This is a genomic window from Paenibacillus whitsoniae (assembly GCF_003955665.1).
Lineage (GTDB): Bacteria > Bacillota > Bacilli > Paenibacillales > NBRC-103111 > Paenibacillus_E > Paenibacillus_E whitsoniae.
In genome coordinates, this window is sequence record NZ_RXHU01000015.1 from 379,033 (window position 1) to 404,509 (window position 25,477).

The following is a 25,477-nucleotide window of genomic DNA, read 5'->3' on the forward strand; positions in this document are numbered from 1 at the left end:
CGATCGGTTTTAACCCTTTACGGCCCCGATCATCGCCCCCTGGACGAAATATTTCTGCACAAACGGATATAAGATAAGAATCGGGATCGTCGATACCATGATAGTGGCGTACTTTAATGATTCCTCAACGATCAGGTTATCACCTCCAATCTGGGTTACGTCTCCCGAACTCGCGGTGCCGGCCAGAATGAGATTTCGCAGCAGAACCTGCAGCGGAAATAGATCTTGGGTACGCAAGTACAAAAGCGGAAGCATGAAGTTATTCCATAAGCCCACGGTATAGAAAAGGGCGATGGTGGCGAATGAAGCTTTTGACAAGGGGACAATGATACGGAAATAAATGCCAATGTCATTTAGCCCATCCATTCGTCCAGACTCCTCCATCTCCTTTGGAATGCCAGTGAAGAACGTGCGCATCAGAATCAGATTCCAGGTACTGACCGCGCCGGGTAGGACTATGCCCCAGATCGTATCTACCAGCCCGAGTGACTGGACGACCAGGAATGTAGGGATCATCCCGCCGCCAAAAAACATGGTGAACACGATAAGCATCGTAAACGATTTTCGCAACGCCATTTGGCTACGTGAGAGCGCATACGCTCCCATCGAAGTTACTGCAAGCGAGATGGCGGTTCCGAACGCGGTATACACGATCGAGTTTCGGAACGCCGTCCATATTTTCGAGTCGCCAAGCACGAGATCATACATGTGGACGTTGAAGCCTTTCGGCCATATAGTAATCTCATTCATCATGACGTAGGTATCAGCGCTGAACGAGACCGCGAGCATATGCACGAACGGATACAGCGTAGCGACGACGACTAACGTAAGGATGGCGGCGCTGACGACTGGGAACAGTGATAGCTTGGACGATTTGGTCATTGAACGACTCCTTTCACCATAGACTGGTCTCGCTAACTCGTCGGCTGAGCCAGTTTGCGCTGTAAATGAAGATTAAGCTAATTACACCCATGAAGAGCCCGATTGCAGATCCGTAACTAAAATTGCCTTGCACGAGCCCAATCCGATAGACGTAAGTGCTGATAATGTCCGCCGTATCGTATATCGCCGGGTTTTGCATCAAATAAACTTTTTCAAAGCCGATCTCCAGCACATTGCCAATATTGAGAATAAGCGTGATGACGATAGCAGGGGAAATGCCGGGAATCGTGACGTGCCAAATCCTGCGCATTCTGTTCGCTCCGTCAATGTTAGCCGCTTCATAAAGCTGGGGGTCTACGGCCGTCAACGCCGCCAAGTAAATGATCGTCTCCCAACCGATATGTTGCCAGATCTCCGAAATCACGTAAATACCTCTAAACATCTCTGGTTTGTTCATGAAATTAATCGGATCGAACCCGAGACTTTGCAGAATATTGTTGACCAACCCGCCCGTCGGCGATAGGAACATGATGACCATGCTGGCGACGATGACGTTAGAAATGAAGTGAGGCAAATAGCTGACTGTCTGCACAAACCATTTGACAGCCTTCCTCCTCACTTCATTAAGCAGCAGCGCAAGTATAATCGGAGCCGGGAAGCCGAACACCAGATTATAGAAGCCGAGAAGGAACGTATTCTTCAACAGAGGCCAAAAGTCCGGATTTTGCAGGAACATCCTGTAATATTTGAGTCCTACCCAATCGCTGGCCCAAACACCTTTGAACAGATTGTAATCCTTAAATGTAATGACGAGCCCAAACATAGGCGCATATCGGAAAACTAGATAATAGAGAAGGCAAGGCAGAAAGAGCAGCCATAGGTACTTGTTGATGTGCCATAGTCGCTTGAACCGAAGTGCTCTCGACGCGGATGTCGATTTCTCCTCGGTTCGTAGAATTGCATTTGTTTGAACCATTCGCATTTCCCCTTGTTGTTGATATTATTGATAGATTTCACATCGCTCTCCATGCACGTCCTTGGGTCGATGTATCCGCATTATAACTGGAAATTTGAAAGGAAAACTATCTGCATGAACGCCTGCAAATCGTCACTATTGCGGAAAGCGGATGTAATGAATATGAAAATGAGAAAGTGCATATTGTTCGCGTTCATTTGCAGCCAGTATAATAAGAAAAATATAAAGGTTACACGGGGCCGTATACAGAGGGGGATTTGAGAGAATGATAAAACGCTTCAGATTCAACCTTGCTTACAACACTTTATTCTTCAAATTAATGGTCAGCTTTCTATGCGTCATTATTCTGCTCGCTTCCTGCAATCTATTCACCTATATCCATTTAAGACAAAAGCTGTACAAAGAAATCGTTCGCAACAATGAGCTTGGCATGGAGCAGACGGTGGAGAATTATGAGAATCAATTCCGGATGACGCAATCCATGTTGATCGCCCTTATGCGATCCGATACATGGAGCGCTAATCTCGAGCTTCTGGATCGCGTCCCTGAGAACAAGCGCTACGACCTCATTCCCGAAATAAAAGAAGACTTGGCCGCGCTATACACCAATCCGTTCCTTCAACTGGACAACTTTATTCTTATTTTCCGTACGGCAGGCTTTGTACTCGAAAAGGAAGGCACAAGCAGTATCGATGACATGTTCGCCAAGTACTATTCCAGCAGCGAATATCCGGCCGATTTCTGGAGAAAAGCTACGATCGGCCACTCCTTTATGCAAGTGCTGCCAGTTGCTGAATATGCTGAAAAGACGATGGGGAAGACTCGCTCATTGGGGGCCTTGATGCCGATTCTCTTCAAGGCTGTGCAATACGGAGAAGTTTACGGCCTCTTGATGGTGAATTCGCAACGGTTGTATACCGCATTCGGCCAGTCGGGAGATTCAACGTTCTACATTTTAGATCGAAGTGGCACTCCGCTTTTCGCATCCGCACCTTCAGAGGGTATGCAGGGGGCTGCCTCCCTTCCTCGGGAAGACACGTATCATGAACGTAACGGTAATTTTTATACCTTTTATAAAAAAGGGGCAGATACCGGCTTCACTTATATGCGCGTCGTCCCCATCGCCAGTATTGCCTCCGAAATGATGAGAATGAACCTGATACTCATTTCATTGCTGTCTACCACAGTCGTGGTTGCCATCATCACCTCGTTGCTGTTCAGCATGAGGCTTAACAATCCTCTTCGCCGAATCCTTGAGATGCTGGAACATAATTCTCCGTCAACACTTCCGACGTCTAGCAGCATTCGAGAGTATGCCATCCTCATCGACAGGATGAGCCGCATCATGCAGACGAACGAGTTGATCCGAACAGATCTCGACAAGAAAAATACACTCGTACGACAGTTTGCGTATACGAACAAAGTGAAGAACATCCCGATGGCTCCGAGTCTCGCCGATATCGAAGAACTCGCGCAGGCGGATCGTCCCTTTGCGGCCGTCCTTTATGAAATCGCCTTCAAGAATCAAGAGAGGGAATATGACGAAGAGATGCTGATCCTCCGCAGGCTCATTCACGGCCTGCTATCTTCCATGGACGTCGTTACGCTTCAAATTGAACAGAACCGGTTCATGTCACTCATTTTTGATCCGGGCTCTAGGGACGAAATCGTGCATATACTTGAAACACTGAAGCAGTTGCTTCACGCCGATAACTATCTCTACATGACAATCGCAGCCAGCCCTATCTATGAGGTAAACACGTCGTTCACCGAAGCTTATGGGCACTTATCCGCCTTGCTCAAGGAGCGAAGATTAAACGGAGATACGCAAATCATCACAGGACTTGGGACATCTTCGTATCGTATGAAGCTAACAACGGGAGAGGAACTACATGCGCTGCTGCTCTCTGGCAACGAGAATGCTGTGCTGGAGTGGATCGATCGACAGCTTAATCAATTGAATCGTAAGGATGCGGCTGTTGGAGAGTATCAAGAGTTTGCTCGGGGAGCGGCGGACCAAGCGGAGAAGACATTAACGAAGCTGAACATGAATATGCCAATGTTGATGGAGAAGTTGATCCCTTCTTCCTTCGATGCGCTAAACTGCTTCTACTCCGTGAAGCAGTACCAAGATTGGTTCCGGAAGCTCATCATACCGATACTAGCCGCCATTACGGAAAAGAATGTAACGAAGGATCCGATTGCTTCCTTTGTACTTGAGTACATGGAAGCTCACTTATGCGAGGATATCAATCTCGACGCGATCGCATACAAGCTAAATTTGACGCCAGGTTATCTCTCTGGTTACTTCAAAGAGAAAACTGGAGTTAACTTCAGCGATAAGTTGAACGAGCTCAGAATTAATCGGGCCAAAGAGCTGCTCACGACGAATATGGAGCTTCGCATTCAGGATGTGGCCCATTGCGTTGGCTACCAGAACGTCAACTCCTTTATCCGCATGTTCAAGCGCAGCTCAGGCGTTACGCCGGGTGAATATCGTAAATCTCTGCCATCTTCAACATCATAAATTAAACAATCTTTGAAAAAGACAGCCGCAAGAAACAAGAAAAGCGGCTGTCTTTTTGATCTTCCTACTGGGCAATTTTTATTCAGTATCCGGCAAAGACTTAATGGGATTGCTCACTTGTCAACGTTTCTCGCTTTCCTAATTTGACAAAAGCGGTTTGAGTGTTTTGGAAAATTCCCACCCTCTGCTTTCATCCATATGAATCTCCCAGTCAAAGGCACCGCGGATCTTCGGGTATTTCGCTTTGATCTGGTTCCATGCCGTCACAACTTGATTGACCGTCATGTAATTGGCCTGATTGCTCACACCGAAACCAACTGCAACATGCTCAGCACCAAGCGCAGTTACCCACTTGTCGAGATTGCTTACAACAAATGCCGGGTCATTCAGCCCAGGACCATCGTAGTACTGAGGGGCGGCATAATCCAATGCCCCAGCCTGTACCATCGCTGTACAAAGTGTCAGATCGGCCGCTCTCCACGGAGCCGGAGGTGTTGTAATGATAAAGCCAGGGTATCGTTTCTTCAACTCGAGGCTGATCCAGATCATTTCATCCGTATTTGCCGAAACCGAACCCTCATAGTTATTCCAATCAATTCCGTCAAACCCGCCCAGCTGATTATAAATACTCACTATGCTGTTGATGAAGTTTTGCGATCTCTGACGATTCTCAAACGTAATGCCGGCGTTTGCTCCGCCGACAGATAAGATGATCTTTCGACCTTGGACGGTTCGGGCATAATTGATGTCTGCAACCAAGTTGGTAGCTGCACCTCTGCCATTGCCTGGTGTGTTCCAAGTTACAGCCCCCGTCGTGCCTGGAGCGCCGCCAACTGGCGTTGCACTAAACAGGTAAATCAAATTGTAGTTAGGATCGATATCACGTATGCGGATCGGCGATTGCGGCCAGTAAGTCCAATACCCACCTAAAACCTTGGACTGCAAACCTCCCTCCAAAGTCAGCTTCCACTTCTGCGCACCAGTACCATTGGATTCAGCGATCTGTACATTTGTCCCGTTTGTAACGCCGGACCAGGACACATCGAGCGGCTTATTGGCATATTTGTTCACAATAGTAAAAGTGCCGTCGCTATTCGTATTGATAGACCACTTTTGCCCTTCGGAACCGTTATCCTCCCATAGATGAACGTTAGTACCATTGGTTGTTCCCATTCCGCTGATATCCAGCACCTTGTTACTGATAGAGCTCTTGATCCGATAAAAGCCATCGGTGGTGAGCGAAATCACCCATTTCTGAGCACGGGTAGCGTCCTCCGCCCACTGCTGGACGTTAGTGCCGTCAGTCGTTCCCGAACCTGCCACATCCAGCAATTTATTACTGTTTACATTCACGATTTTGTACGTCGATCCGGAAACAACAGCTGGGTTTGCCGCTCCTAATGCTTGTTTTGGGACAAAAGTAAATTGGGTAATCATCAAGGCAATCGAAAGAAAAAAAATGAATAGCGGGTTTTTAATCATTCCGTTAATTTTTGGCAACGTTACCTACCTCCTGATTTTTCTTTTACCTGCATTGCATTGCAAATATTCTGCCATTCCTGGATAAATTCCCTCGATCACCCCCGCGCTGACTTTCCATCAACTTCAACGCAATTCTACACAACGGTTCCAGGTTCTGATATCAGCAGTTTTGGGGGTCTGTATGCATTTCTGCCAAAATCGTAATAAACGCTTATTCAATTTAGAAAATGAATGTAACTCGAGTAATGCCTCGGGTTTGCCAGTTCAACCCCTGTTGGGGTGCAAGTCCATCTCCATTATCATAGCTTTGTTTCAGTACCCAGGTCCCTTCGTTCCACGTTGCTTTCACTTGTATTTGTGAAGCATCACAAAAACCCGCCGCAAACCTGTGGCCTGCGGCGGGTTAATAGCAAACATGAAGCCAAAAGAGCGTCAGATGCAGCTGCGTTGCATTACGGTAACAAATTGACTTTATACGGGAGTTCCCCAAAAAGGGTGCAGATTAACCGTGACAACTTCCATTACGTCTTTAACCATCGTTTCCACCGAGCGGTCTTGAGGATTCCGGCTCCACTGCAAGGCCGATCCGAAAATGCCCCAACTGACGACAAGAGCCGTTGCTTCCACTTTCTCTCGCGAATTGCTCTGAATTGGCCCTTCTATTAACCAATTAAGCAGGAGCCGGTGAAGTTCCTTTTGCATGGCGATTTCAAACATGGGCTCAAACTGTTTGTCTCCTGGAGTGATATACTGCCGAAACTGAAGAAGAAAATCGAATATGGTTTGGATGAGGATTTGAAAATTATCCATATTGAATTTTGAATCTTCCGGCATTCTTTTCTGAATAATCAACTTAAACTTCTCCACCATCCAGTTCTCGAGAAAAGCAAATTTATCTTCGAAGTGAGCATAAAAGGTGGCACGATTCACTGTCGCCCGAGTTGCAATGTCGTGCACTGATATTGAATAGATATTTCTCTTTTCTCCAAGTAGATCATGGAAGGCCTGCATAATCAATTGACGCGTTCTTTTTACACGGGGGTCATTAGGATTCACTCTCATTTAAACCACACTTTCTTTTGAATTCAAAAACAGTCAAAAAAGGATAAATGTTGGGAAGACAACAGTAGCTGCCTTTTGTTGGTTGTTCGTAAGACTCTTTCCATTTATCCTTTAATTATACAATGTATCTCACACAAAATTGTAGTGTAAGCAACACTGTATGAAGTTTCAGCAAAAAGAAAGGATGTTGTAGTCATGATTATCGTTACCGGAGCAAACGGGAAATTAGGTCGGGGTGTGGTAGAGCAGTTGCTTAAACGTGTACCTGCTGGGCAGATCGGTGTCAGTGTCCGCGATCCGAATCAGGCGATAGCGCTCCAAGAACGCGGAGTCCGTGTTCGTCAGGGCGATTTCGGCGATGCCGAAAGTCTGAGCCACGCCTTCGAAGGGGCATCTCAAATTCTCATTGTTTCATCAGGCACCTTGGGCGAGGCTGGTATTCGGCACCATCAAACAGCGATCGATATCGCAAAGAGGGCAGGGGCCCGTCGGGTGTTGTACACAAGCCACATGGGGGCTTCCCAGGCATCATACTTCACTCCTATGATTCACCATTCATCTACCGAAGAACTGCTAAAAGCTTCAGATATCCCCTTCACCTCACTCCGCAATGGCTACTATGCCGGATCGGCTCTAATGTTGATCGGCGATGCACTGGAAACTGGGAAATTGATCGCTCCTGAAGACGGTCCGTTTGCCTGGACTGCTCACTCCGACTTGGCTGAAGCTGCGGCGGCGATCATATGCGATCATAAATTAGATGGCATATCTCCCAATCTTACAGCATCCGAAGCCATTGACATGGAAGGGATAGCGAAGATCGTGTCTGAGATCATGGGGAAGACTATCCGTCGAATCGTTGTGTCGGACGAAGAGTATCGGGAGCGCTTAATATCCCAAGGCTGGCCGGAAGCAAGGGTCGATTTGATCTTAGGGATGTTTATGGCCAGCCGTGAAGGTGATTTCGCGCAAGTCGATCCTGCCCTAGCTAATTTGATCGGCCGCCCTCCAATGAGTTTTAGGGAGGTCTTGAAAGAGTCGCTTTCTTAGCAACAAGGTCGATTAAGTTAGCTCATACGAATAGGGCATCTGTTATGGATGCCCTGTTGCGCCTTTTTCTCAATCCGGCGATATATGGTTCTGGAGTTTATCCGAGCAGCCCATCAGCTCTTTTGATTCCACCAATACAACCAACTTAAACGGAGAAGATTTATTAAAATAAGTTTTGAAGTACTTCTTACAAACCATTGTCTACAATCTCATTGAACTCCCTCGTTTCCATAATAAGCTTGATTTCATGAATGATCATGAGGCACTGTGATGGTCGCTGAAGCAGACGTTTCGTTACCCGCGTTGTCAGTTGCAGTATAGGAAATGGTATAAGTACGTCCTATTCCATTACCTAATCGTTCAGCACGTAAACGAAATGAAGTGGCCTTTGTACCGTAAATGGCCTCAATGTCACCATGACCACGATCCGGTTCATTGCTCGTAATGGAGGTTAATACCACCGATGCAACGCCTGATGCATCATCGCTCGAATTCAACGTTGCATGAATAGTCACCATTTGATGATTTGCCGGCCATATAGACGCTTTATCCAATTGTACGGATAGTAATGGCGCCGTTTTGTCTATCTTAAATTCGATTGTTTTGACCTGTTCTACATTGCCCGCTTGATCGTAACTGCGGTAACCAACCGTATAAATCCCTTCATCAAAGGCAGGAATGGAACCGGTATAGGTCATCCAACCCCCATTATTCACTTGGTATTCTATTTTTGCTACACCGGATAAATCGTCGCTTGCAGAGAAGCTCACCATTACATCCGACGTAAACCATCCATTGCTGCCATTAGGTGAAGCCGGTCTAACAGATGCGGCACTTACGGGTGCTGTCTTATCAGCTTGGGTCACTTTCACTTCAGCTTCTGCATAAAGGGACGTCAGTGGATTCGTGACGCGGATCACAGCGCTGCCAACAGCCAAAGCACGTAGATGCCCTTGGGCATCAATGTCTGCCACATCGCTATTCGTACTACTCCAAAGCAGATTTTGATCCGTTGCGTCGTTTGGAGTTATCCCTGCCGTAAATAGATGCGTATCTCCTATATGCAAATCAAGCGTCTGGGTATCCAAGCTGATGCTCGTAGGAGGGATGAATTCAAATTTGGCGACATCCGCACGAAGGGGTCTGTCATGGGCTGAATTTGCATCCTCGACAGTGATGTAGCTGGACGAGCCTCGCGGCAAATCATAGATGCCGAGTACCTGCCATGAGCCTTGTAGTGAAAATTGATCGATAATCTTAGAATCACTCTTTACGCCATCCGTATAAATCGAGTATTCGGCAGCTTTGGTCGTATACGCCGGAGCCGCTGGCGTTCCTGGCAAATAAACCGATACCCTATATCGTCCGGGTTGGGAGATTGTCGGACTCCATTTGGCCGATGCGCCCGTTGGATTCGTAATCGCCCGCGATATGCCGCCGTTATAACCTTTGAGAACCGTAGAAGTCACCCACTTATTCGTTGCGGTTCCTAGAGGCCCGTTGACTTCCGTATACCCCCCGTTTGTGCCATAACTATGATAGAGCGTAACCTGCTTAATGACAGGCATCGTTACTCGGATCCTCGCCTCGGCATAGAGGGAAGTTAGCGGATTCGCAGCACGAATCACCGCCTCTCCGGCCCCCGTCGCATTCACGTGCCCCTCAGCATCGACGGTTACGACTTGACTATTTGAACTGCTCCAAACCAGCGTCTGGTCCGTGGCCTCAGCAGGCGTAAACACAGCTGTGAAGTCGTGCGTATCTCCTACCCGCAGATCAAGCGAATCGGTATCCAAAGCAATCCCGGTCGTAGGGATGGACTCGAACTTAATGACATCCGCCCTAAGCGGTCGATCGTGAGCGGGGTTTGCATCTTCGAGCAGGATGTAACTGCTTGTTCCTCTTGGAAAATCATAGGATCCCAAATCTTTCCAAGATCCCTGCTCTGTGAATTGATCAACAACCTTCGTTTCCTGTTTTACTCCGTTGATATAAATCGAATACGCAGCCATTTTCGTCGTATTCACCGGTGTGGATGGCGTTCCGGGAAGATACGCAGAAACTCGGTATCGTCCGGACGCGGACACATTCGGCGTCCATTTGGCAGAGGATCCCGTTGGATTCGTAATCGCTCGCGAAATACCGCCGTTGTAGCCTTTGAGCACGGATGACGTTACCCATTTATTCGTAGCCGTTCCAAGCGGTCCATTGACTTCCGCATACCCCCCCATGTTGTAACCACTATAAAGGGTGATCGGATTGGTAATGGTCGGTGGAATCTCTTCGATATAAGGAGCCTCCAGCCCGCCTTTGACATATATCGGATTCTCATCCAGCCGTAGCCGTACGTAGCCATTCGTTGGCGTATACGTCAACGTATTCCCCATCATATCCGTGACATGAAGGGGGCTGCTAGTATAAAGCTTGAGGTCGGCTCCCGCCGGAGCGTACATAACCCGAATATCTTCCGTCGCTGTATGAAACTTATGACTATAAGTTCCGGGGGCTACATCCTCCGTAGTTTGGAAATCCGCTCCCGTTAATTCCCGGGTCATCGTGGCATAAGCGGCATAGGCCGGCTTCGGCACATACGCCCCTTTTGCATCGTCGGGATTCCGAATCAAACCGAACGTTCCCTCATATTCATTCGGAACCGTAGATTTATTTTGCAAATTATAAATATTGATTTTTTGGACACCGTTGGCCAAAGCAGTTACAATCCTTCTAGCTACATAGTTGGCTTGCACATGCTCATCGAAATTAAAGTTGCTGAAACCTGTCTCCGAAAGATTGATGGGGATCGTTTGATTGTTGTTATAGGTTTTCATTATTTTTTTGTGCCTGTTGATATCTTTAACGAAATCCTCAGGGTTCCTCGTATACGAATGAAACGAATACTCATCCATATAATTCAGCGCGCCCTTCTGATAAAGCGATTCCAAAAATGCGTCTGAACCTAATTCGCCAAAGACAAATCCCGTTATTTTCACATTCGGAAAAAGGGGATGAATTTGTTCATAGGATGTTTTTAACAGGTTAAAGTAAAAATCCGCCTTCTCTTGCTCCGTGGTAAGTCCCTTTCCAAACGAAGGAATGTCCGGTTCGTTCCAAATTTCCACCTGACCAATTTCCGGGTATCTGCTCAATACTTGCTTGCCATATTCCGCAAATGCCTCCCTTGCCTCCAGGCTCGTCGGTACATTTCCCCCATCGTATAAATTATTATATAATGCCAGAGTGATATAGGGCTTGAGATCGTTCGCCGCCACACGCGACATGAAATCGTCATGGAAGGATTTGAAGCTATAGGCCCCCTTCGTCGTATCCTCGATGTCCCCCCAACGCAAGGAATCCCTGATATACTTAACCCCCATTTTCTTGGCGATCGGGATCAGCGCTGCTGAGTCTTGAGCAATTAGATCGGTTCGAGCGGCATGCGTTTGTACAGAAAAATGCGAATCCGCTACTTGGCTCAAATCGAAATTGGAAACCACGGCGAACGATGTTTCTTTCGAGGCCATAACGTTCCCGTTTTGCTTGGCTGTAATCACTAAATTGAACCATCCATGTTTCCCGGGATTAACGGTTAGTACGGTGTTTCCATTACTCACCGCTTGGCTTCCGGACTCTACGGTGTTATTCCAATAATCGGAATATGCCCAATCAATCGAGTCCCCCTCCGTATTGATTTTGAAGCTCTTGGTGTCATTTTCATAGAAAATGTTCCCTACTGTGTTTTGCTCGATGGATAGTGTTGCAGCATAAACCATCTGGCTTCCTGTAATCAGTGTGAACCCACATGCTGTCAGTAGCGTTATCACCAAAAATACAGAATATAAACGACTAAACTTGTTTGTCATAGCATACTTCTCCCTTCAAATTTAAATAGTTTCTATACGTTCATTTAAACCTGTTCTATTTGCACCTCCCCCCTCATATATGGATGGGGATACGGTTACCCCTTCAGGCCGCTGCTGGCGATGCCTTCAACGAAGAATCTTTGGAAGATAGCTACGACAATGATGAGAGGAAGCAGCGCCGAAACAGAAGCAGCCATAATTAACGAATAATTCGCACCGTATTCATCTACAAAGCTGGAAAGACCAATCGGTAGTGTAAACAAATCACTCGAGCGCAAGAAGATCAACGGATTCTCATATTCGTTCCAGTGCCAGGTAAAAGTAAGTATGAGAAGCGTCACGATGGCAGGCTTCGTTAAGGGCAAACATATTTGCCAATACACGCGCCAGAATCCCGCTCCATCCACTTTTGCCGCTTCAAGAAGCTCGTTCGGGATCGTGCTGAAAAATTGCCGCATCAGGAAAGTGCCGAAAACGGTAAAAATCCCCGGCAAAATGACGGCCAGATGGGTGTTCACCAAGCCAACCCGATCGAACAGGATAAACCTTGGGACAAGCAGTACCTGGGCGGGGATAATCATCGTAGCCAAGTACATGAGAAAAATAAAGTCCCTTCCTTTAAAGTTCAATTTGGCGAACGCGAACCCAGCCAACGAGCTGGTAATGATCGAGCCGACAACCGTAATGAAGGTAATTTTGGCCGAGTTCCAATAGAACAAAGCAAATTTATATTTGCCGCCCCAAACCTCTTCGTAATTCGAGAAAATCGGATTTTTGGGAATCCAATCGATCGGGTATTTGAATAAATCAGCTTGGATCTTGAAGGAGGAAGAAATCATCCAGATAAACGGGATCAAGACCACTACACCCAAAACCAACATGCAAAGCGTTACGCTTAATTTTCGCAAAGAAACCACTACGAACCCACTCCTCCATTAAAAATGCTGCTGCCACTTCTTCTGGCTGCGCCACTGAATCAAAGTTATCGAGAATATGATGACGAATAAAACCCATGACATCGCTGCCGCATACCCCATTTTGTAGTTTTGGAAGGCGGTGAGATAAATATGATACGCAATAACCATGGTCGAATTGACCGGTCCGCCTTGTGTCATCACATTCACAACGGCAAACACCTGAAAGGTGGAAATGATAAGTGTGACGGCAATCAAAAAGGTAGTTGGCTGAAGCATGGGGACCGTGATCTTAAAAAACTGCCTGATCCCTGTGGCTCCATCAATCGAAGCTGCTTCATATAAATCTTTCGGAATCCCTTGTAGTCCCGCCATGTACAGCACCATGGTATATCCGATGTAAGTCCATACGACCATAATAATGATGGCCGGCAGCGCCCATGTGGTACTCCCCAACCACTCGGGAGGATTGTCAACTCCTAGTGATTTCAGGAAAGCATTGATCGGGCCATCTTGGGCATTATAAAGCACGCTCCACACCACAGAAACGGCAACCAAACTGCTGACATAAGGCAGGAAAAACAAAGTTCGTAATACACCCTTGGCATACACATGTCGATTAAGCAGCACAGCTACAACCAGACCGATCGCCATTGCACTAGGCACTGTTACTGCTGTTAGAATAAAATTGTTCCTTAATGCTTTCCATAAATAAACATCACTCACTAATTTTTTCAGATTACCAAGTCCGGCAAAGCTAAGCCCAGCAAAGCCCTTTAAGTAGTCCCAATCTGCAAAAATCAGCATAAAACTGAAAAGCAGAGGAAGAATGACGAAGAAAAAGACGCCGAGAAAGTTCGGCAAAATAAACAAATAACCCGCCAATTGTTCCTTCATGTTATGTTTGGACATTCGTCGCAATGATGCCACCTCATTTAACTATATTTAATCCATACCTGAATCATAAGCAGTAGAGACTCTGAGTGGAATGGCGTGATTTAGGTTGTTACAGCGTTGTTTTTAAGATGTATGGAAACAAGCAAAAAAATGACCTGATAGACTTCCTATTGAAGTCCGACAGGTCATTTTCATCACATAACAACTATTTTTTTTCAGCCTTAATCGCTTGATCCGCTCTTGTCTTCATATTCTGAATCGCTTTCTCTAAGGGCTGTACACCCATGACATATTTCTCTGTTTCTTCGTTGATAATTTTGGTCATTTCCGGTAAGGCGGTGGAAATCGTTTGAACAGGGAATGTATAATCGCCCTTGATGAGAGCTTTCAGAGAATCTACGTTAATCAGGTTTGCGGCATCTCCAATCATGAGTTCAGCCACTTTGTCCACATCGATCTTCTTGGAAGACGGTAAACGGCCGCCGGGAATCATGAGAAGATTTCCTTCCGTTATGTACCACGAGATAAATTGAAAAGCTTCGTCCTTGTTCGTAGACGTATTGTTAATGGACATGAAGTCGTTGAAGCCTGCCGTATTCACTTTGCCGCCTTTCTCCAACTGCGGCACCGGCGCAAAAATAGTTTTAAAGTCATGCGGGAAACTTTTGGTGTCCTTCACATTCCTTAGTAAGTGCGTACCTCCAAAGATCATAGCCGCTTTACCGGTTAAAAGCTCGTTTGGAGGAAGCAGCTTGTTGGCGATAATTTCCGGCCACTTCACCGATAATCCCTTGTCCTGCAGTGCTTTTTGATATTCCAAACCCTTCTTGACGGCCGGACTATCGAAAGTGGACAATCCATCAGCTGCATAATAGGAATCTACCGGCTTATTCTCAAGAATGGCAAAACGCACCATATTATCGCTTGGAGCCTGGATAAAGCTGCCCTTCTGATCAGCTGTATGCAGCTTCTCGGCAAGAGCCATGTAGTCATCCCATGTCCATCCTTGAGCCGGAATCTTCTCTCCCGCTTTTTCCAAGGCTGTTTGATTAATCATAACGGAGGATAACAGCTTCATGGCCGGTAAATAATGCGTTTTCCCTTTGAACGGGACGATATTATCTTTGCCGATGATCTCATCCACATTAAGCTTGTACTTGCTAATCAAATCATCTAGCGGAAAGGTGACGCCCGCGTTCGCCCGACGATTGTAATTCGTTTCGCCATAACTGAAGAAGATGTCCGGGGCTTCGGAGTTGCTTATAAGAGCCGTATCGAGCTTTGTGTTACCGCTATCATCGTTCACGTAACGTGTATACTCTACTTGGATATCAGGATGCGTGCTGTTCCACTTCGTGACCACATCCTTGGGTCCGCTTTCTTCCGGGATACCACCCCAAATCTTAAGCTTGACTGTTTTGTTGGGAGCTGCGGAGCTTGCTGTGTTCGCAGTAGTAGGCGATGGACTTGTTTGGTTGTCGCTTTTTGAACAGCCGGAAAGCATCAAACTGACTGCCATTGTGAGTGATAATACGGAATACATTGATTTCTTCATACAGGTAAAACCCCTCTCTTCCTTGTATTCATCCGTTTGGAACATCATTAGCATAACAAAGTGATCATTCCTGCGTAATGAATTCATTTAAGATCTTACCCGTCTTGATTTATCCGCTTTTAATGAATATAGCGCTTACGATATTCTTGCGGATAGATCCCTTCAATTTTTTTGAACAGCTTGGCGAAATAATTAGGGTCCGAATATCCGATCGCGTCCGCAACTTCATATATTTTAACATTGGGATCTTGGAGCAGTTCCCTGGCTTTCTTCATTCGTATACGGATCAAGTAATCGATCATCGTTTCACCGGTTTCTTTCTTGAATAAGGAGCTTAAATACGGTTCCGTAAAATTAACTTCTTTTGCCAATTCGGACATTTTAAAGGAAGTGCTGTACTTTTGTTCGATCATTCTTTGAACGGCCTTAATTTCAGCTCGAGGCTGATGAACCGTACTTGCGATCAAGTGTTCGAAGAAGACTGGAATCCACCCAACCAGCCACTCGCATATTTCATGAATGGACTCAGATAGCCTCACTACATGATGAGGATATTTCCCTTCGTAAGGGGCAATCGAATAGAGATCTCCTCCTTTTTGTTGCAGGAAAACCTCGAATAGATTCACAATATGCAGCCAACGTTCTCTGGCCAGATCTGGATAAGGTCTGGATACTTCGTCTTCTGAATAGGCGTCAGCCATATTCCTTATGGCATTCTGCAGCGCTTCTATGTCTCGCCGCGCCATCGAATCGAGCCATTCATCCTGTGATGAAATGGGTATAGCATGGTTTGAAAACATTTGCTCTCTATAGGGAATGACACGATTCGAGTCAATGTAAAATCTCTCCAAAAGCGCTTCTTCAGCAAATCTACACGCTTCATGCAGGTCGTATGCTCGTTCAACTGGGGAATAAGTACCGAAATAGACAGGCAATTTGAGATAACGCTGCATACATTCCGCCATCTCCTGAAGCATCGGCTCCGCTCCTATAGCGGATATCATACCGAAACGCCCCCCATCCATTTCTACAATGTGTCCTGCCTTATATTTGCGCATGATTTCCTGAAGCACGTTCATCACAGAAAAGCGCAGCAACTTTTCACTCTGAAAGCGATTCTCATCTACAACAGACTCGTAACGGTCAATTTTCATCATCGAAACCGCCCATGGAAATGAAGGGAGAAGATTTTCATATTCCTGTGACAGCTCATCCGCTTCCCGCTTCGAGTATTGCATGGTCATGAGATCACGCAAATGCTTTTCAATGGTTACTTCCTGACGAAATTGCAGCGCTGTCCGATTAAGCAGTAACGTTTCCTCCTGCTTTTTACGCTCGTTCTCGATTTCCTCTCGGATCTGCTGCAGCTTGGTTTGAAGATCCTCAGGCTGCATAGTCAATTTCAATATATAGTCGGAAGCTCCAAGCTGCAAGGCACGTTGAACATACCTAAAATCATTGTAGTTGGATAAAATCAAAAATTTGATGTGCGGATATAGTTCCTTCACTCGTTCCATCAGCGAGATCCCATCCATATTCGGCATGGAGATGTCAGTAATCAAGAGATCACATGGCTTTTCAGCGAGAATGGTAAGCGCATCCAATCCATCCACTGCCTCGCCGATCAATTCAAAGCCAAATTCCTCCCAAGGAATAAACGTTTTGAGCCCGAGCCTCACCAAAAATTCATCTTCCACTAATAAAAGCTTCGTCATGCTGGATCCTCCATCCGCTTCCAAGGCAGCTTAATAACTGTCTCTGCTCCAGCATCAATGCCATTGTGCATAAATAGCCCGTATGGTTCCCCGAAATGCATACGTATCCGACTTTGAACATTCTCAAGACCAATTCCACTATATTTCCCTTGCCTTATGGGATCGGCACACTCAAAATCGTCGTCATCAGAAAGCTTTCTCTCAGACAGCCCTTGTCCATTATCTGCAATGGTGACAAACAACAAATCATCTACATAATAAGCCGCGATGCGGATAATTAGCGGCATTCGGTTGCCATGGATGATGCTGTTTTCCACAATAGGTTGAAGGGTGAATTTAAGAATGCGAGCAGACATTAGATTTTCATCGACATCAATCGACAACTCAATATTATCGTTAAAACGAATTTTTTGCAGCGAAAAATAATGTTGTATAAAATCAAGTTCATCTCTCAGTGTGACAACTTCGCTCTCCTGCTTCATACTATAGCTCAACATAATACCAAGGGAGGTAATCATATCCCCAACATTTTTAGCTCCTGAAAATAAGGCCAGCCACTTAATAGAATTGAGTGCATTAAACAAGAAATGAGGAGAAATTTGAGCCTGCAGGGCATGAAACCTTGCTTCCTCTTTAAGCTGCTGCTCTTCTCGAAGCGTCGCAACCATTTCCTTCAAGCTTGACAGCATACGGTTGAAGTGATGGCTCAGCAGTCCGATTTCATCATTTCCACCAGCCAAAGCAGGCTTTTCGAAATTTCCGTATGATGCTTTCCCCATTGCCTGTACGAGAGAGCGAATAGGCTTCATCAAACGAAGAGTAAAGATGACATAGATGAAAAGAAAGGATGCGAATACAACGATGACACTCCATGTCGTTGTGGAACGTACGTTTTTCAACTGCTGCACCCATTGTTCTTGCATGGGGATCCATCGTAATTGCCAGCCGGTTGCTTTTAATATTTGAGTAAATGCAGATGGTTCCTCTCCCGATTGGGTCCTGTTCCACAAATCATTCCGTCCCCACAGAAGACGGTTATGATCAGATATCAGGAATTGAGTAGGGGAATCCTCCTCTAAGCCACTGGAAACGGGAAACATCTCCTTGATTGGAAATGCGATAAAGACTAAGCCATACCCCTTTGTCGTCTCACCCCTAATTAACCGAACCATAGTAATAAAGCTTCCTTCTTGGTTCCCTTCATGACCTTTAATATTCAAAGAAGAGGTCACGCCCCAAGCAGGAGCACCGTTTTTTTCTTTGGCTTGATTCACATAATCCGGCATCACTTTAAGAATCGCTTCGTCTTGATTGGTCGTATAAATGCTGCCATTAAATCCATAAACCGCAACAATGGCATGGTTGTCCAAAATATATGCGATCAGGTTGTCCATCTTGCTCTGAAGACCAATTACCCTCTGGTATGTAGGGTAATCGTCTAAATTCGACTGCCCCGTACTTCTTAGCAATTGCAAAACATCATAGTCGTTCGTGAGTAAATTCGATACATTTAAAGTCCGATTCAACATGTCGTCGGCTCGATCCGTAACCCGCTTTAGAACCTGGGTTTGCGTGTCGGTCATTTGTTTTAGAAATATTTTGTCCGATTGAACGAAGTATATATATAACATAAATAAAATGGGAGCCACAATGAACAACGTAAATGCAAGTAAAAACTTCAGACGAAGCGAGAAAAATAACTGCCTCTTGTTTATTGTCATTTCCCTCTCCCCCTTCGAAACCAATGTGCAATAACAACCGTTCACCGAACGGTTGCCATCATTATTATATATTTAGTATTATAACTCCCGCATTACTTATATAACTAGGTGTTGTTTTATGTTTAAACACGGTTAAATTTAAACGAAATAAATCCAGTATCCGTACTTCAAAACCTTAATTGTTACTTCAGAACTTATTTGTACATCAACAAGAGTCAATAGCCACCACTTTCGTTCTTCTTACGGCTGTTGGATGACAAATTAGTTTTGAAGTGCAGAAAGCCAGCAAACACAAGGGTTTGCTGGCTTTTTCTCATAATTCAAAATGACAAATAAAGTTTTGAAATGGATTTCGGGGGAAATTGTTTGAATTACAAATTTGTTTTGAAATACTAATGACAAATATTTTTCACAAAAAGAATTGAACCAGAAAACAATCCAACCTTCTTTTAATGTGTGACCTTCACCGTCAGTTTGTCGCTGGCCGTGACACCCGCAGTATTCACAAGTTCGCAGCGGTACTCGTACACGCCAACGGCTTTGCCGGAAATCGCGGTCGCCGTGTTTTGCGCGCCTGGCGAGGCTGCCGTCAGGCTCTTCGTGTCGATGAGCACATTATTCTCATACAGGCGGTACTCCGTGGCATTCGTTCCCCACCAGAGGTTCATGGATACGGTGAAGTTCCCGTCACCGTCCCAGTTGTCCTCCGACAGCACCGCCTTCCCTGGCGAGGCGTCCGTCACTTTCACGATGAGCGGCTGACTGACGGTTTTGCCTGCCGAATTGATGAGTTCGCCTACATACGTGTAGGTGCCGTTGGCTTTGCCAGTCGTCGTCCATACGGCGGTTTGCGCTGCAGGCGATGTCTTTGCCAGCGAAGTCGTATTTACTAACACCCCGTTCTCATACAAGTTGAACTGGGAGCCGTTCAGTCCCCACCACATGTTCATCGTAACGGTGTAGTTGCCGTCGTTCAAGCCATGGGCATACCCGCTGTTCGAAGACAGCACCGGCACGCCGGGCACGCCCGCGTCAACAACAGCCGGGCTCGTCACTTGAAACAGCATCGAAGCCTCCGTCACATTGCCGGCGACATCTGACACGCGATACGCGATCGTATGCGCGCCAACCTTCAGGCTTCCCGCAGGGATCGCCTGTCCGCTCGAGATAGCAACGCCGTCCAGCACCAGCGTTTGCTCGTTGACGCCCGACATGCTGTCCGTGCTTGCAAGTTCAAAGGCCACTGGCATATCAACCGGCATATCCCCGACGTTGTGACCAGACTGAGTCAGATTAGCCTCAGGAGCCATCGAATCCAGAAAGAAGCTGATCGTATGGACAGGTTCAACATTGCCCGCGTTGTCCGTCGAACGGTAGTTCACTGTATATTTGCCGTCTTGACTCAGCGTTACCGGCGCCACGTAGGCTTGCCAAGTGCTACCGCCGTCCAAACTGTACTCGGTCTTGGCGACGCCCGAAAAATTATCGAATGCGCTTAAAGTGACCGCTACCGGATGCACGTACCAGCCATTCTGTCCATCCGGTTGCGAAGGCATCAAGTTTAGGGTTGTAATCGGCGGAGTCGCATCTGCCGTTTTAATAATAGCCGTCAAACCTTGTGCGCTCCAATTTCCGGCGTTATCCCCTGCAATCACTTTAAAGGTGTAATCCGTATATTCCGCGAGTCCCGTTACGCTATAGTTGTATACGCTGCCTGATACCGTATCTAGCAAACGGTCCCCGATATATACGCGATACTGTGTAACACCCACATTATCCGTTGCTGATGGCCACGCTAACATAAGCGATGTCGATTGGACATTCATTGCCGAAAGTGTGCTTCCAGCAGGCCATGCTGGAGGTGTAGAATCCGAAGGAACTGCACTAAAGTCATCAAAGTACCCCGAGATTCCTCCGTCCTGCAAGATAATCCTTAATGTCGTCAAACTGCCGCTGTTCACTTTGAGGGTGAACTGTTTCCAATCGCTGTTATTGCCGATATTCGTTTGTGCAATCGTCTTCTCTTGGGTGTCCAGCACTTTGAAGAGCGCTATTTTAGTGGAATCCCCATTATTATTGGTTTTGGCATAAAGCGAGAAGGTATAATCCGTGTTTGGTTTTACGGCGACATCCTGTCTCAGTCCTCGATAGTCGCGTTTTCCTATCATTTTCATGGATTGCGTGCCACCTGCTGTATGGTTTTCTTCCGTTGAGAAAGAGAATGGAGAATTCGGGTCTCCATAATAATAGGACCACGGTGTATTGCCTGTCGTCGTAAACTCAAATCCTGGATTTTGTACAAGGTTGTCACTTGCTGGCTGCGTATAAGTCCTTATAATCGGCACCAATTGATCAGCCACTTTTTGCTGACCGGCGTCGGTCGGATGCGTGCCATCTACATAATCGGACGTGACCAGCCATCCTGTTGTATCCACATAATGGATTCGAGTATCGCCGGCATTTGCTCGATCTGTAACTGCCGCTTGTGTTGGAGCTGCCTTATAACCGCCGAACGTCCGCAGCACGAAAATTTCAGCAGCCGGATACTTGGCGCGAATATTTTGCAGAAATGTGATATAAGCGCTTTGAAAATCTCCGTCTGCCACATTAAACACACTGTCATTGGTTCCTAAATTAACCACGATCGCCGTTGGTTGGTAGGCCGTGAAATCCCAATCCGGTGAAGTGGGGGAGTCAACGGTCTGCATTTTAAAATACTGACGGCTCATACCGATGGCATTGGGGGAATAGCAGGAAATATTGTCCGTCAGACATATGCCGGTATAAGCAATTTGCGTATGCTCCGTCTTGAGCTGTTCCGCAGTCTTCCAAGCATAAGAGGAAAGCGCAATATTCGTATTTTTGTAGCCTACTGTTATGGAATCCCCGATAAATTCAATCAACTTGTCACTCGTATATGGCGCTTGAGTGACTGCACCCGAATCGAGAAACAGCCCTTGTAAACGAATCACATCCTTAATATCTCTGGCTGCGACAAGGAGTGAATGCACGCCATTGCTTAGCGGCGCCGGCGTCAGATCGACCGTACCTTTGGCATTGCTGTAAAGCTTCGGAGCGCCATTGTCTAATTGAATAAAAAAGTTGACAGCGTCACTGCCGCTTAATTTCAATTTCACGGTAGTCCCTGTAAAATTGACTCTAAAATAGGCTCCCGCCCAGTAACTACTGTATTGCGAGCTGTTGCTCTTATCCCATCGTCCGAAATAACGGATGTTCGGATCGTCCGGACCGGAACTTATTGGCTGCTGCACCTCTTCTACAACAGAGAAATCATCAAAGTACCCCGAGATTCCTCCGTCCTGCAAGATAACCCTTAACGTCGTGAAGCTGCCGCTGTTCACTTTAATCGTGAACTGCTTCCAGTCGCTGCTATTGCCGATATTCGTTTGTGCAATCGTCTTCTCTTTTGTGTCCAGCACTTTGAAGAGCGCTATTTTACTGGAATCCCCATTATCATTGGTTTTTGCATATAGTGAGAAGATATAATCCGTGTTTGGTTTTACGGCAACATCCTGCCTCAATCCTCGATAGTCGCGTTTACCGGTCATTTTCATAGATTGCGTGCCGCCTACTGTATGGTTCTCCTCTGTTGAGAAAGAGAAGGGTGAGTTCGGGTCTCCGTAATAATAGGACCACGGTGTATTGCCTGTCGTCAAAATTTCAAAATCGGAATTTAATAAAAGGTTTCTCGGCCCTGGATTTACTGCTTTGCTTTTCAGGCTAAAATCATCAAAATAAGCTGTTCCGTTCGCACTGTCCAGAATGCAAATCTTTACACTATCCAATGCTGAGCTATTAAATTGAACGATATACTCCTTCCAGCCGGAGGATGCTGTAACAACTGCCTGACCCAGCAGCCCGTTTCCTGTAACCGGCATCACTTTGACGGTTGCCCCGCCAACCGATGATTTGGCTTTAAAAGTGAGGGTATACGCCGTATTTGTTTTTACTTTTGCCTGTTGTACCGATGTATTTCCGCTGGTTGTTCCCGTAAGCTTCAATGAAGATGAACCGGAACTGAAATCCTCGTTGGAACGCTCGAATCCGGCGCCAAGCTGCCACGGAATATTGGACGTAATTGGATCTTCGAAACCGGGATTGCTCAATAGATTTGTTCCATCGGGTATCGGTTTATTATCCTCAGCCTGATATTCAAAGGCTCCAATATCCGGTTTTCCAAAGTAGAGAGGATTACCCCAATAGTCTTGACCTCCGTTGTTGGGTATTACTTTTCCAGCATTAAGGGCTGGCGATTCCGGTTTTAATTGGTAGCCGTTAACGCCGGCCTTAAAATCTCCGCCTTTGCCCGGGTCGACAAATAACGGATCGGCCGTGATTGGATTGGGATCGTCAGGAATGATGCCGGCGCCCATATATACATTGGAATCATACAAGAAATCTTGCTGGTAAAAGCCGCCGGCGCCAGAAAAAATATTATTCCAGATTTTTGCTCCTTGGGTATTCAGGCCTGTATTTTCGTCGTTGCTTATTCTCACAAAGCAATTCAGACAATAAATATCATTGTTGTATATATACGTTTTATCCGTGTACCTTACTTTCATTTCGCCGTTCATATCGTTTTGGCTAATATTGTACCTTATGATAATATTTTCGAGCGGCTTATTGTCACGGTATGGGGTCTGATCGCCCATCACCAGGAAAAATCCGCCCTCATTGTCGTGGCTATAGTTGTACTGAAAAATAATATTGCCGCCATTGAAAAGATCCGCGTCCAAGCCTTGCCCGTCCGAAATTTCTTTCTTCGTTCTGGCCACTTCGTTATACTGAAAAGTCGCGTTTTCCGAGCGATGCGGAAACATGCCTGCAATCCATCTAAACCCTTGACCATTGATCCCCGCATCCAACACCGTGTTGTACTCAGCCAGCACATTTTTGGCTTGCGCTACAATGATCCCGTCGCGCCCCGTTTTGTTGACGATATTGTTGCTAACGACAATTCCGTCGGAAGTGCCTTCAGAAAAATGGAATATTCCCCCAACGGTCACGTCATGCACATTGTTGCCGGATACCAGCACATCGTTGAAAATTCCGTAAAATTGAATGGCGGCAGAACGCCAAACATCGCCATCTGTGTACACATGAATGCCTTCTACGTTGTGGACGTCCATATTCAGGATTTGAATCCCATGCAGAGGCTCGGCAGTCGAGCTGTTCTCATTGCCATGGATAAAGATGCCGTTTCGCATAGCGACCTGTGAAGCATCGTTGGTAATCTCCAGGTTTTGTATCGTCCAATATTCCTGCATGTACAGCTCTATGGCCGTACGTGCGCCATTGCCCATAATCAGCGGTTTGTTGCCGCTCCCGTAGCCATCGATCGTAATCGGAGCGCCCGCTGAACCGGAACCCAGCGGATGAAGCGTACCGGTCCATGCCCCGCCTGCTTTGAACAAAATCCGGTCTCCTGGCATAAATGTGGTACTGTTCACTTTGTCTAATGTTTGCCAGGCAGCATCCGCACTTGTTCCTGCATGGCTATCGCTGCCGGTTGACGCATCAACATAATAGGAGGTTCCCATAGTCAATAGTTGATCGGCCGACACAGAAGCGGGAACCATTGCCGGAATCGTTATGCTCAGCATCAAGCAGATAAGGAAATTCGTAATCATCGCCTTCACTTTTTTTACCATATAAACAATCCTCCTCCATATAACTCCAAATCTTTTACAATATGATGCTATTATAGACACTGTTGTTGATGTGAATAACCGCGTCCTTCATCAATTGTGCTACTAGCTCGTTATATTGTTGATCGATTACATCTGATTTAACCTGCTCTTTTACTTCGAGAAACGGCCGATACCCTTGTGGAATTTTCTCCAGGCATTCCATCATCGTGAAGGCGCCGTTCTCTTCAAATACATGACTTATCCCGCCAACAGACAACTGTTCTGCAGTATCCGTTAGAATAGGACTTTTCATCGTGTTGACCCTGAGAGATGCATTATCCAAGCTTTGTTCTTCCACTGCGATAAGTCTTGAATTTTGTTGTCCGTAAGCCTCCAACAGTTTATCCAAAACTTCCCCGGCTACCCATCTGTCGTGAATTTCGTCGATTAACACACGGGCATCTTCTTTTTGCATCGTTCCAAGATCCGTAAACGCAACGCTCAGTTTTTTGATACGAATTGTATCCGGTATCGCAAACAAAACATCCTTGTTTAGCTCATAATATCGTTGAAGTACTTGATCCGAAACCGTAGATTCCTGCCCAATGTTCTTCTTTAGTTCCGCCGCCAGATTACCGATCACAATTCCATAATAGGCCTTTTCGTCGAAGCTTACAGGCCCATAAATTGCCTGTTTCTTTCTTACAGCTTCTTTTCTCCTTTCATTCTCGGCTTGAAGCTGTTGCACAAAGGCCGGATAACTGATATCTTTCACGACGCCTTTCTGCTTGGCTAAAAGCTGCTGAATTTTAATGTTAACGCTTTCATTTAGCGCTTTAGTTTTGAGCTTTTCTATGGGCACCTCCCCTCCATAGTTGCCGTTCCAGAATCGGAGGCTGTCGTCAACATTGTATTTACTTTTAAAATAGGTATAAGTCGAAGCTCTGTTTTTTGCGAGCAGCAATTTGAATTCTTCCGTTGTCAGAGGTTCGCCGTTAATCGTCGCAACGACTGAATTGCCTCCGGCTCTGCTTAAAGGCTCTTTTATGAAAAGCATGCAAGCGATACCCGCTACAGCCGAAACAAGGGATATCGTCATGATAATCAATGCTTTTCTGCTGACTCTCATCATCTCCTCACTCCCACCGATGGGTCTGGGTCGGATAAACTTCCCCGCGGCTTGCC

14 protein-coding genes are annotated in these 25,477 nt (G+C 46.2%); 2 read left to right on the forward strand and 12 right to left on the reverse strand.

Annotated features, from left to right (window positions below):
- Window positions 1-9: 9 nt before the first annotated feature.
- A complete protein-coding gene (locus EJQ19_RS06125; protein WP_126140299.1) occupies window positions 10-882 on the reverse strand; it encodes a carbohydrate ABC transporter permease in 873 nt (290 codons plus the stop codon).
- A gap of 13 nt (window positions 883-895) precedes the next feature.
- Complete coding sequence (locus EJQ19_RS06130) at window positions 896-1,858, reverse strand: ABC transporter permease (protein ID WP_126140300.1); 963 nt, start codon at window positions 1,856-1,858, stop codon at window positions 896-898.
- Between the two features lie 265 nt (window positions 1,859-2,123).
- Here EJQ19_RS06130 and EJQ19_RS06135 point away from each other — a divergent pair, with 265 nt between their 5' ends.
- Window positions 2,124-4,385: a helix-turn-helix domain-containing protein gene (locus tag EJQ19_RS06135; RefSeq protein WP_126140301.1), complete on the forward strand. Its 2,262-nt coding sequence runs from the start codon at window positions 2,124-2,126 to the stop codon at window positions 4,383-4,385.
- A gap of 138 nt (window positions 4,386-4,523) precedes the next feature.
- Here EJQ19_RS06135 and EJQ19_RS06140 read toward each other — a convergent pair whose 3' ends face one another.
- Window positions 4,524-5,885: an RICIN domain-containing protein gene (locus EJQ19_RS06140; protein ID WP_126140302.1), complete on the reverse strand. Its 1,362-nt coding sequence runs from the start codon at window positions 5,883-5,885 to the stop codon at window positions 4,524-4,526.
- A gap of 453 nt (window positions 5,886-6,338) precedes the next feature.
- Entirely contained in the window at window positions 6,339-6,929 is a 591-nt protein-coding gene (locus EJQ19_RS06145; RefSeq protein ID WP_126140303.1) for a TetR/AcrR family transcriptional regulator, read from the reverse strand.
- 195 nt (window positions 6,930-7,124) lie between these two features.
- On the opposite strand from EJQ19_RS06145, the gene EJQ19_RS06150 reads away from it, so the two are divergent.
- On the forward strand, window positions 7,125-7,979 hold the full coding sequence (locus tag EJQ19_RS06150) for an SDR family oxidoreductase (RefSeq protein WP_126140304.1): 855 nt from the start codon (window positions 7,125-7,127) through the stop codon (window positions 7,977-7,979).
- Between the two features lie 245 nt (window positions 7,980-8,224).
- On the opposite strand, the gene EJQ19_RS06155 is transcribed toward EJQ19_RS06150, so the two are convergent.
- The 8 genes from EJQ19_RS06155 to EJQ19_RS06190 form a co-directional block, all read right to left on the reverse strand.
- Window positions 8,225-11,749 (reverse strand): golvesin C-terminal-like domain-containing protein, encoded by a 3,525-nt coding sequence (locus EJQ19_RS06155; RefSeq protein WP_164716351.1) that lies wholly within the window; start codon window positions 11,747-11,749, stop codon window positions 8,225-8,227.
- 185 nt (window positions 11,750-11,934) lie between these two features.
- Window positions 11,935-12,756 (reverse strand): carbohydrate ABC transporter permease, encoded by an 822-nt coding sequence (locus EJQ19_RS06160; RefSeq protein WP_241242753.1) that lies wholly within the window; start codon window positions 12,754-12,756, stop codon window positions 11,935-11,937.
- Between the two features lie 18 nt (window positions 12,757-12,774).
- The gene (locus tag EJQ19_RS06165) at window positions 12,775-13,650 is read right to left on the reverse strand and encodes a carbohydrate ABC transporter permease (RefSeq protein WP_241242754.1); all 876 of its coding nucleotides are present in this window, start codon (window positions 13,648-13,650) and stop codon (window positions 12,775-12,777) included.
- A 205-nt stretch (window positions 13,651-13,855) separates the two neighbouring features.
- Entirely contained in the window at window positions 13,856-15,205 is a 1,350-nt protein-coding gene (locus tag EJQ19_RS06170; RefSeq protein ID WP_164716352.1) for an ABC transporter substrate-binding protein, read from the reverse strand.
- Window positions 15,206-15,324: 119 nt separating this feature from the next.
- The gene (locus EJQ19_RS06175) at window positions 15,325-16,920 is read right to left on the reverse strand and encodes a response regulator transcription factor (RefSeq protein ID WP_126140308.1); all 1,596 of its coding nucleotides are present in this window, start codon (window positions 16,918-16,920) and stop codon (window positions 15,325-15,327) included.
- Window positions 16,917-18,641, reverse strand: a complete 1,725-nt coding sequence (locus EJQ19_RS06180; RefSeq protein WP_126140309.1) for a sensor histidine kinase — start codon at window positions 18,639-18,641, stop codon at window positions 16,917-16,919. Before EJQ19_RS06180 ends, EJQ19_RS06175 begins: the two co-directional genes overlap by 4 nt.
- A 449-nt stretch (window positions 18,642-19,090) precedes the next feature.
- On the reverse strand, window positions 19,091-24,313 hold the full coding sequence (locus EJQ19_RS06185; protein WP_126140310.1) for an OmpL47-type beta-barrel domain-containing protein: 5,223 nt from the start codon (window positions 24,311-24,313) through the stop codon (window positions 19,091-19,093).
- A gap of 34 nt (window positions 24,314-24,347) precedes the next feature.
- Window positions 24,348-25,424 (reverse strand): peptidylprolyl isomerase, encoded by a 1,077-nt coding sequence (locus EJQ19_RS06190; RefSeq protein ID WP_126140311.1) that lies wholly within the window; start codon window positions 25,422-25,424, stop codon window positions 24,348-24,350.
- Window positions 25,425-25,477: the final 53 nt, after the last annotated feature.

Bases quoted from the DNA above. Each gene is read 5' to 3' on its own strand.
- EJQ19_RS06125 (WP_126140299.1), bottom strand. From the start codon at position 882: ATGACCAAATCGTCCAAGCTATCACTGTTCCCAGTCGTCAGCGCCGCC.
- EJQ19_RS06130 (WP_126140300.1), bottom strand. From the start codon at position 1,858: ATGGTTCAAACAAATGCAATTCTACGAACCGAGGAGAAATCGACATCC.
- EJQ19_RS06135 (WP_126140301.1), top strand. From the start codon at position 2,124: ATGATAAAACGCTTCAGATTCAACCTTGCTTACAACACTTTATTCTTC.
- EJQ19_RS06145 (WP_126140303.1), bottom strand. From the start codon at position 6,929: ATGAGAGTGAATCCTAATGACCCCCGTGTAAAAAGAACGCGTCAATTG.
- EJQ19_RS06150 (WP_126140304.1), top strand. From the start codon at position 7,125: ATGATTATCGTTACCGGAGCAAACGGGAAATTAGGTCGGGGTGTGGTA.
- EJQ19_RS06155 (WP_164716351.1), bottom strand. From the start codon at position 11,749: ATGGTTTATGCTGCAACACTATCCATCGAGCAAAACACAGTAGGGAAC.
- EJQ19_RS06165 (WP_241242754.1), bottom strand. From the start codon at position 13,650: ATGAAGGAACAATTGGCGGGTTATTTGTTTATTTTGCCGAACTTTCTC.
- EJQ19_RS06170 (WP_164716352.1), bottom strand. From the start codon at position 15,205: ATGAAGAAATCAATGTATTCCGTATTATCACTCACAATGGCAGTCAGT.
- EJQ19_RS06175 (WP_126140308.1), bottom strand. From the start codon at position 16,920: ATGACGAAGCTTTTATTAGTGGAAGATGAATTTTTGGTGAGGCTCGGG.
- EJQ19_RS06180 (WP_126140309.1), bottom strand. From the start codon at position 18,641: ATGACAATAAACAAGAGGCAGTTATTTTTCTCGCTTCGTCTGAAGTTT.
- EJQ19_RS06185 (WP_126140310.1), bottom strand. From the start codon at position 24,313: ATGGTAAAAAAAGTGAAGGCGATGATTACGAATTTCCTTATCTGCTTG.
- EJQ19_RS06190 (WP_126140311.1), bottom strand. From the start codon at position 25,424: ATGATGAGAGTCAGCAGAAAAGCATTGATTATCATGACGATATCCCTT.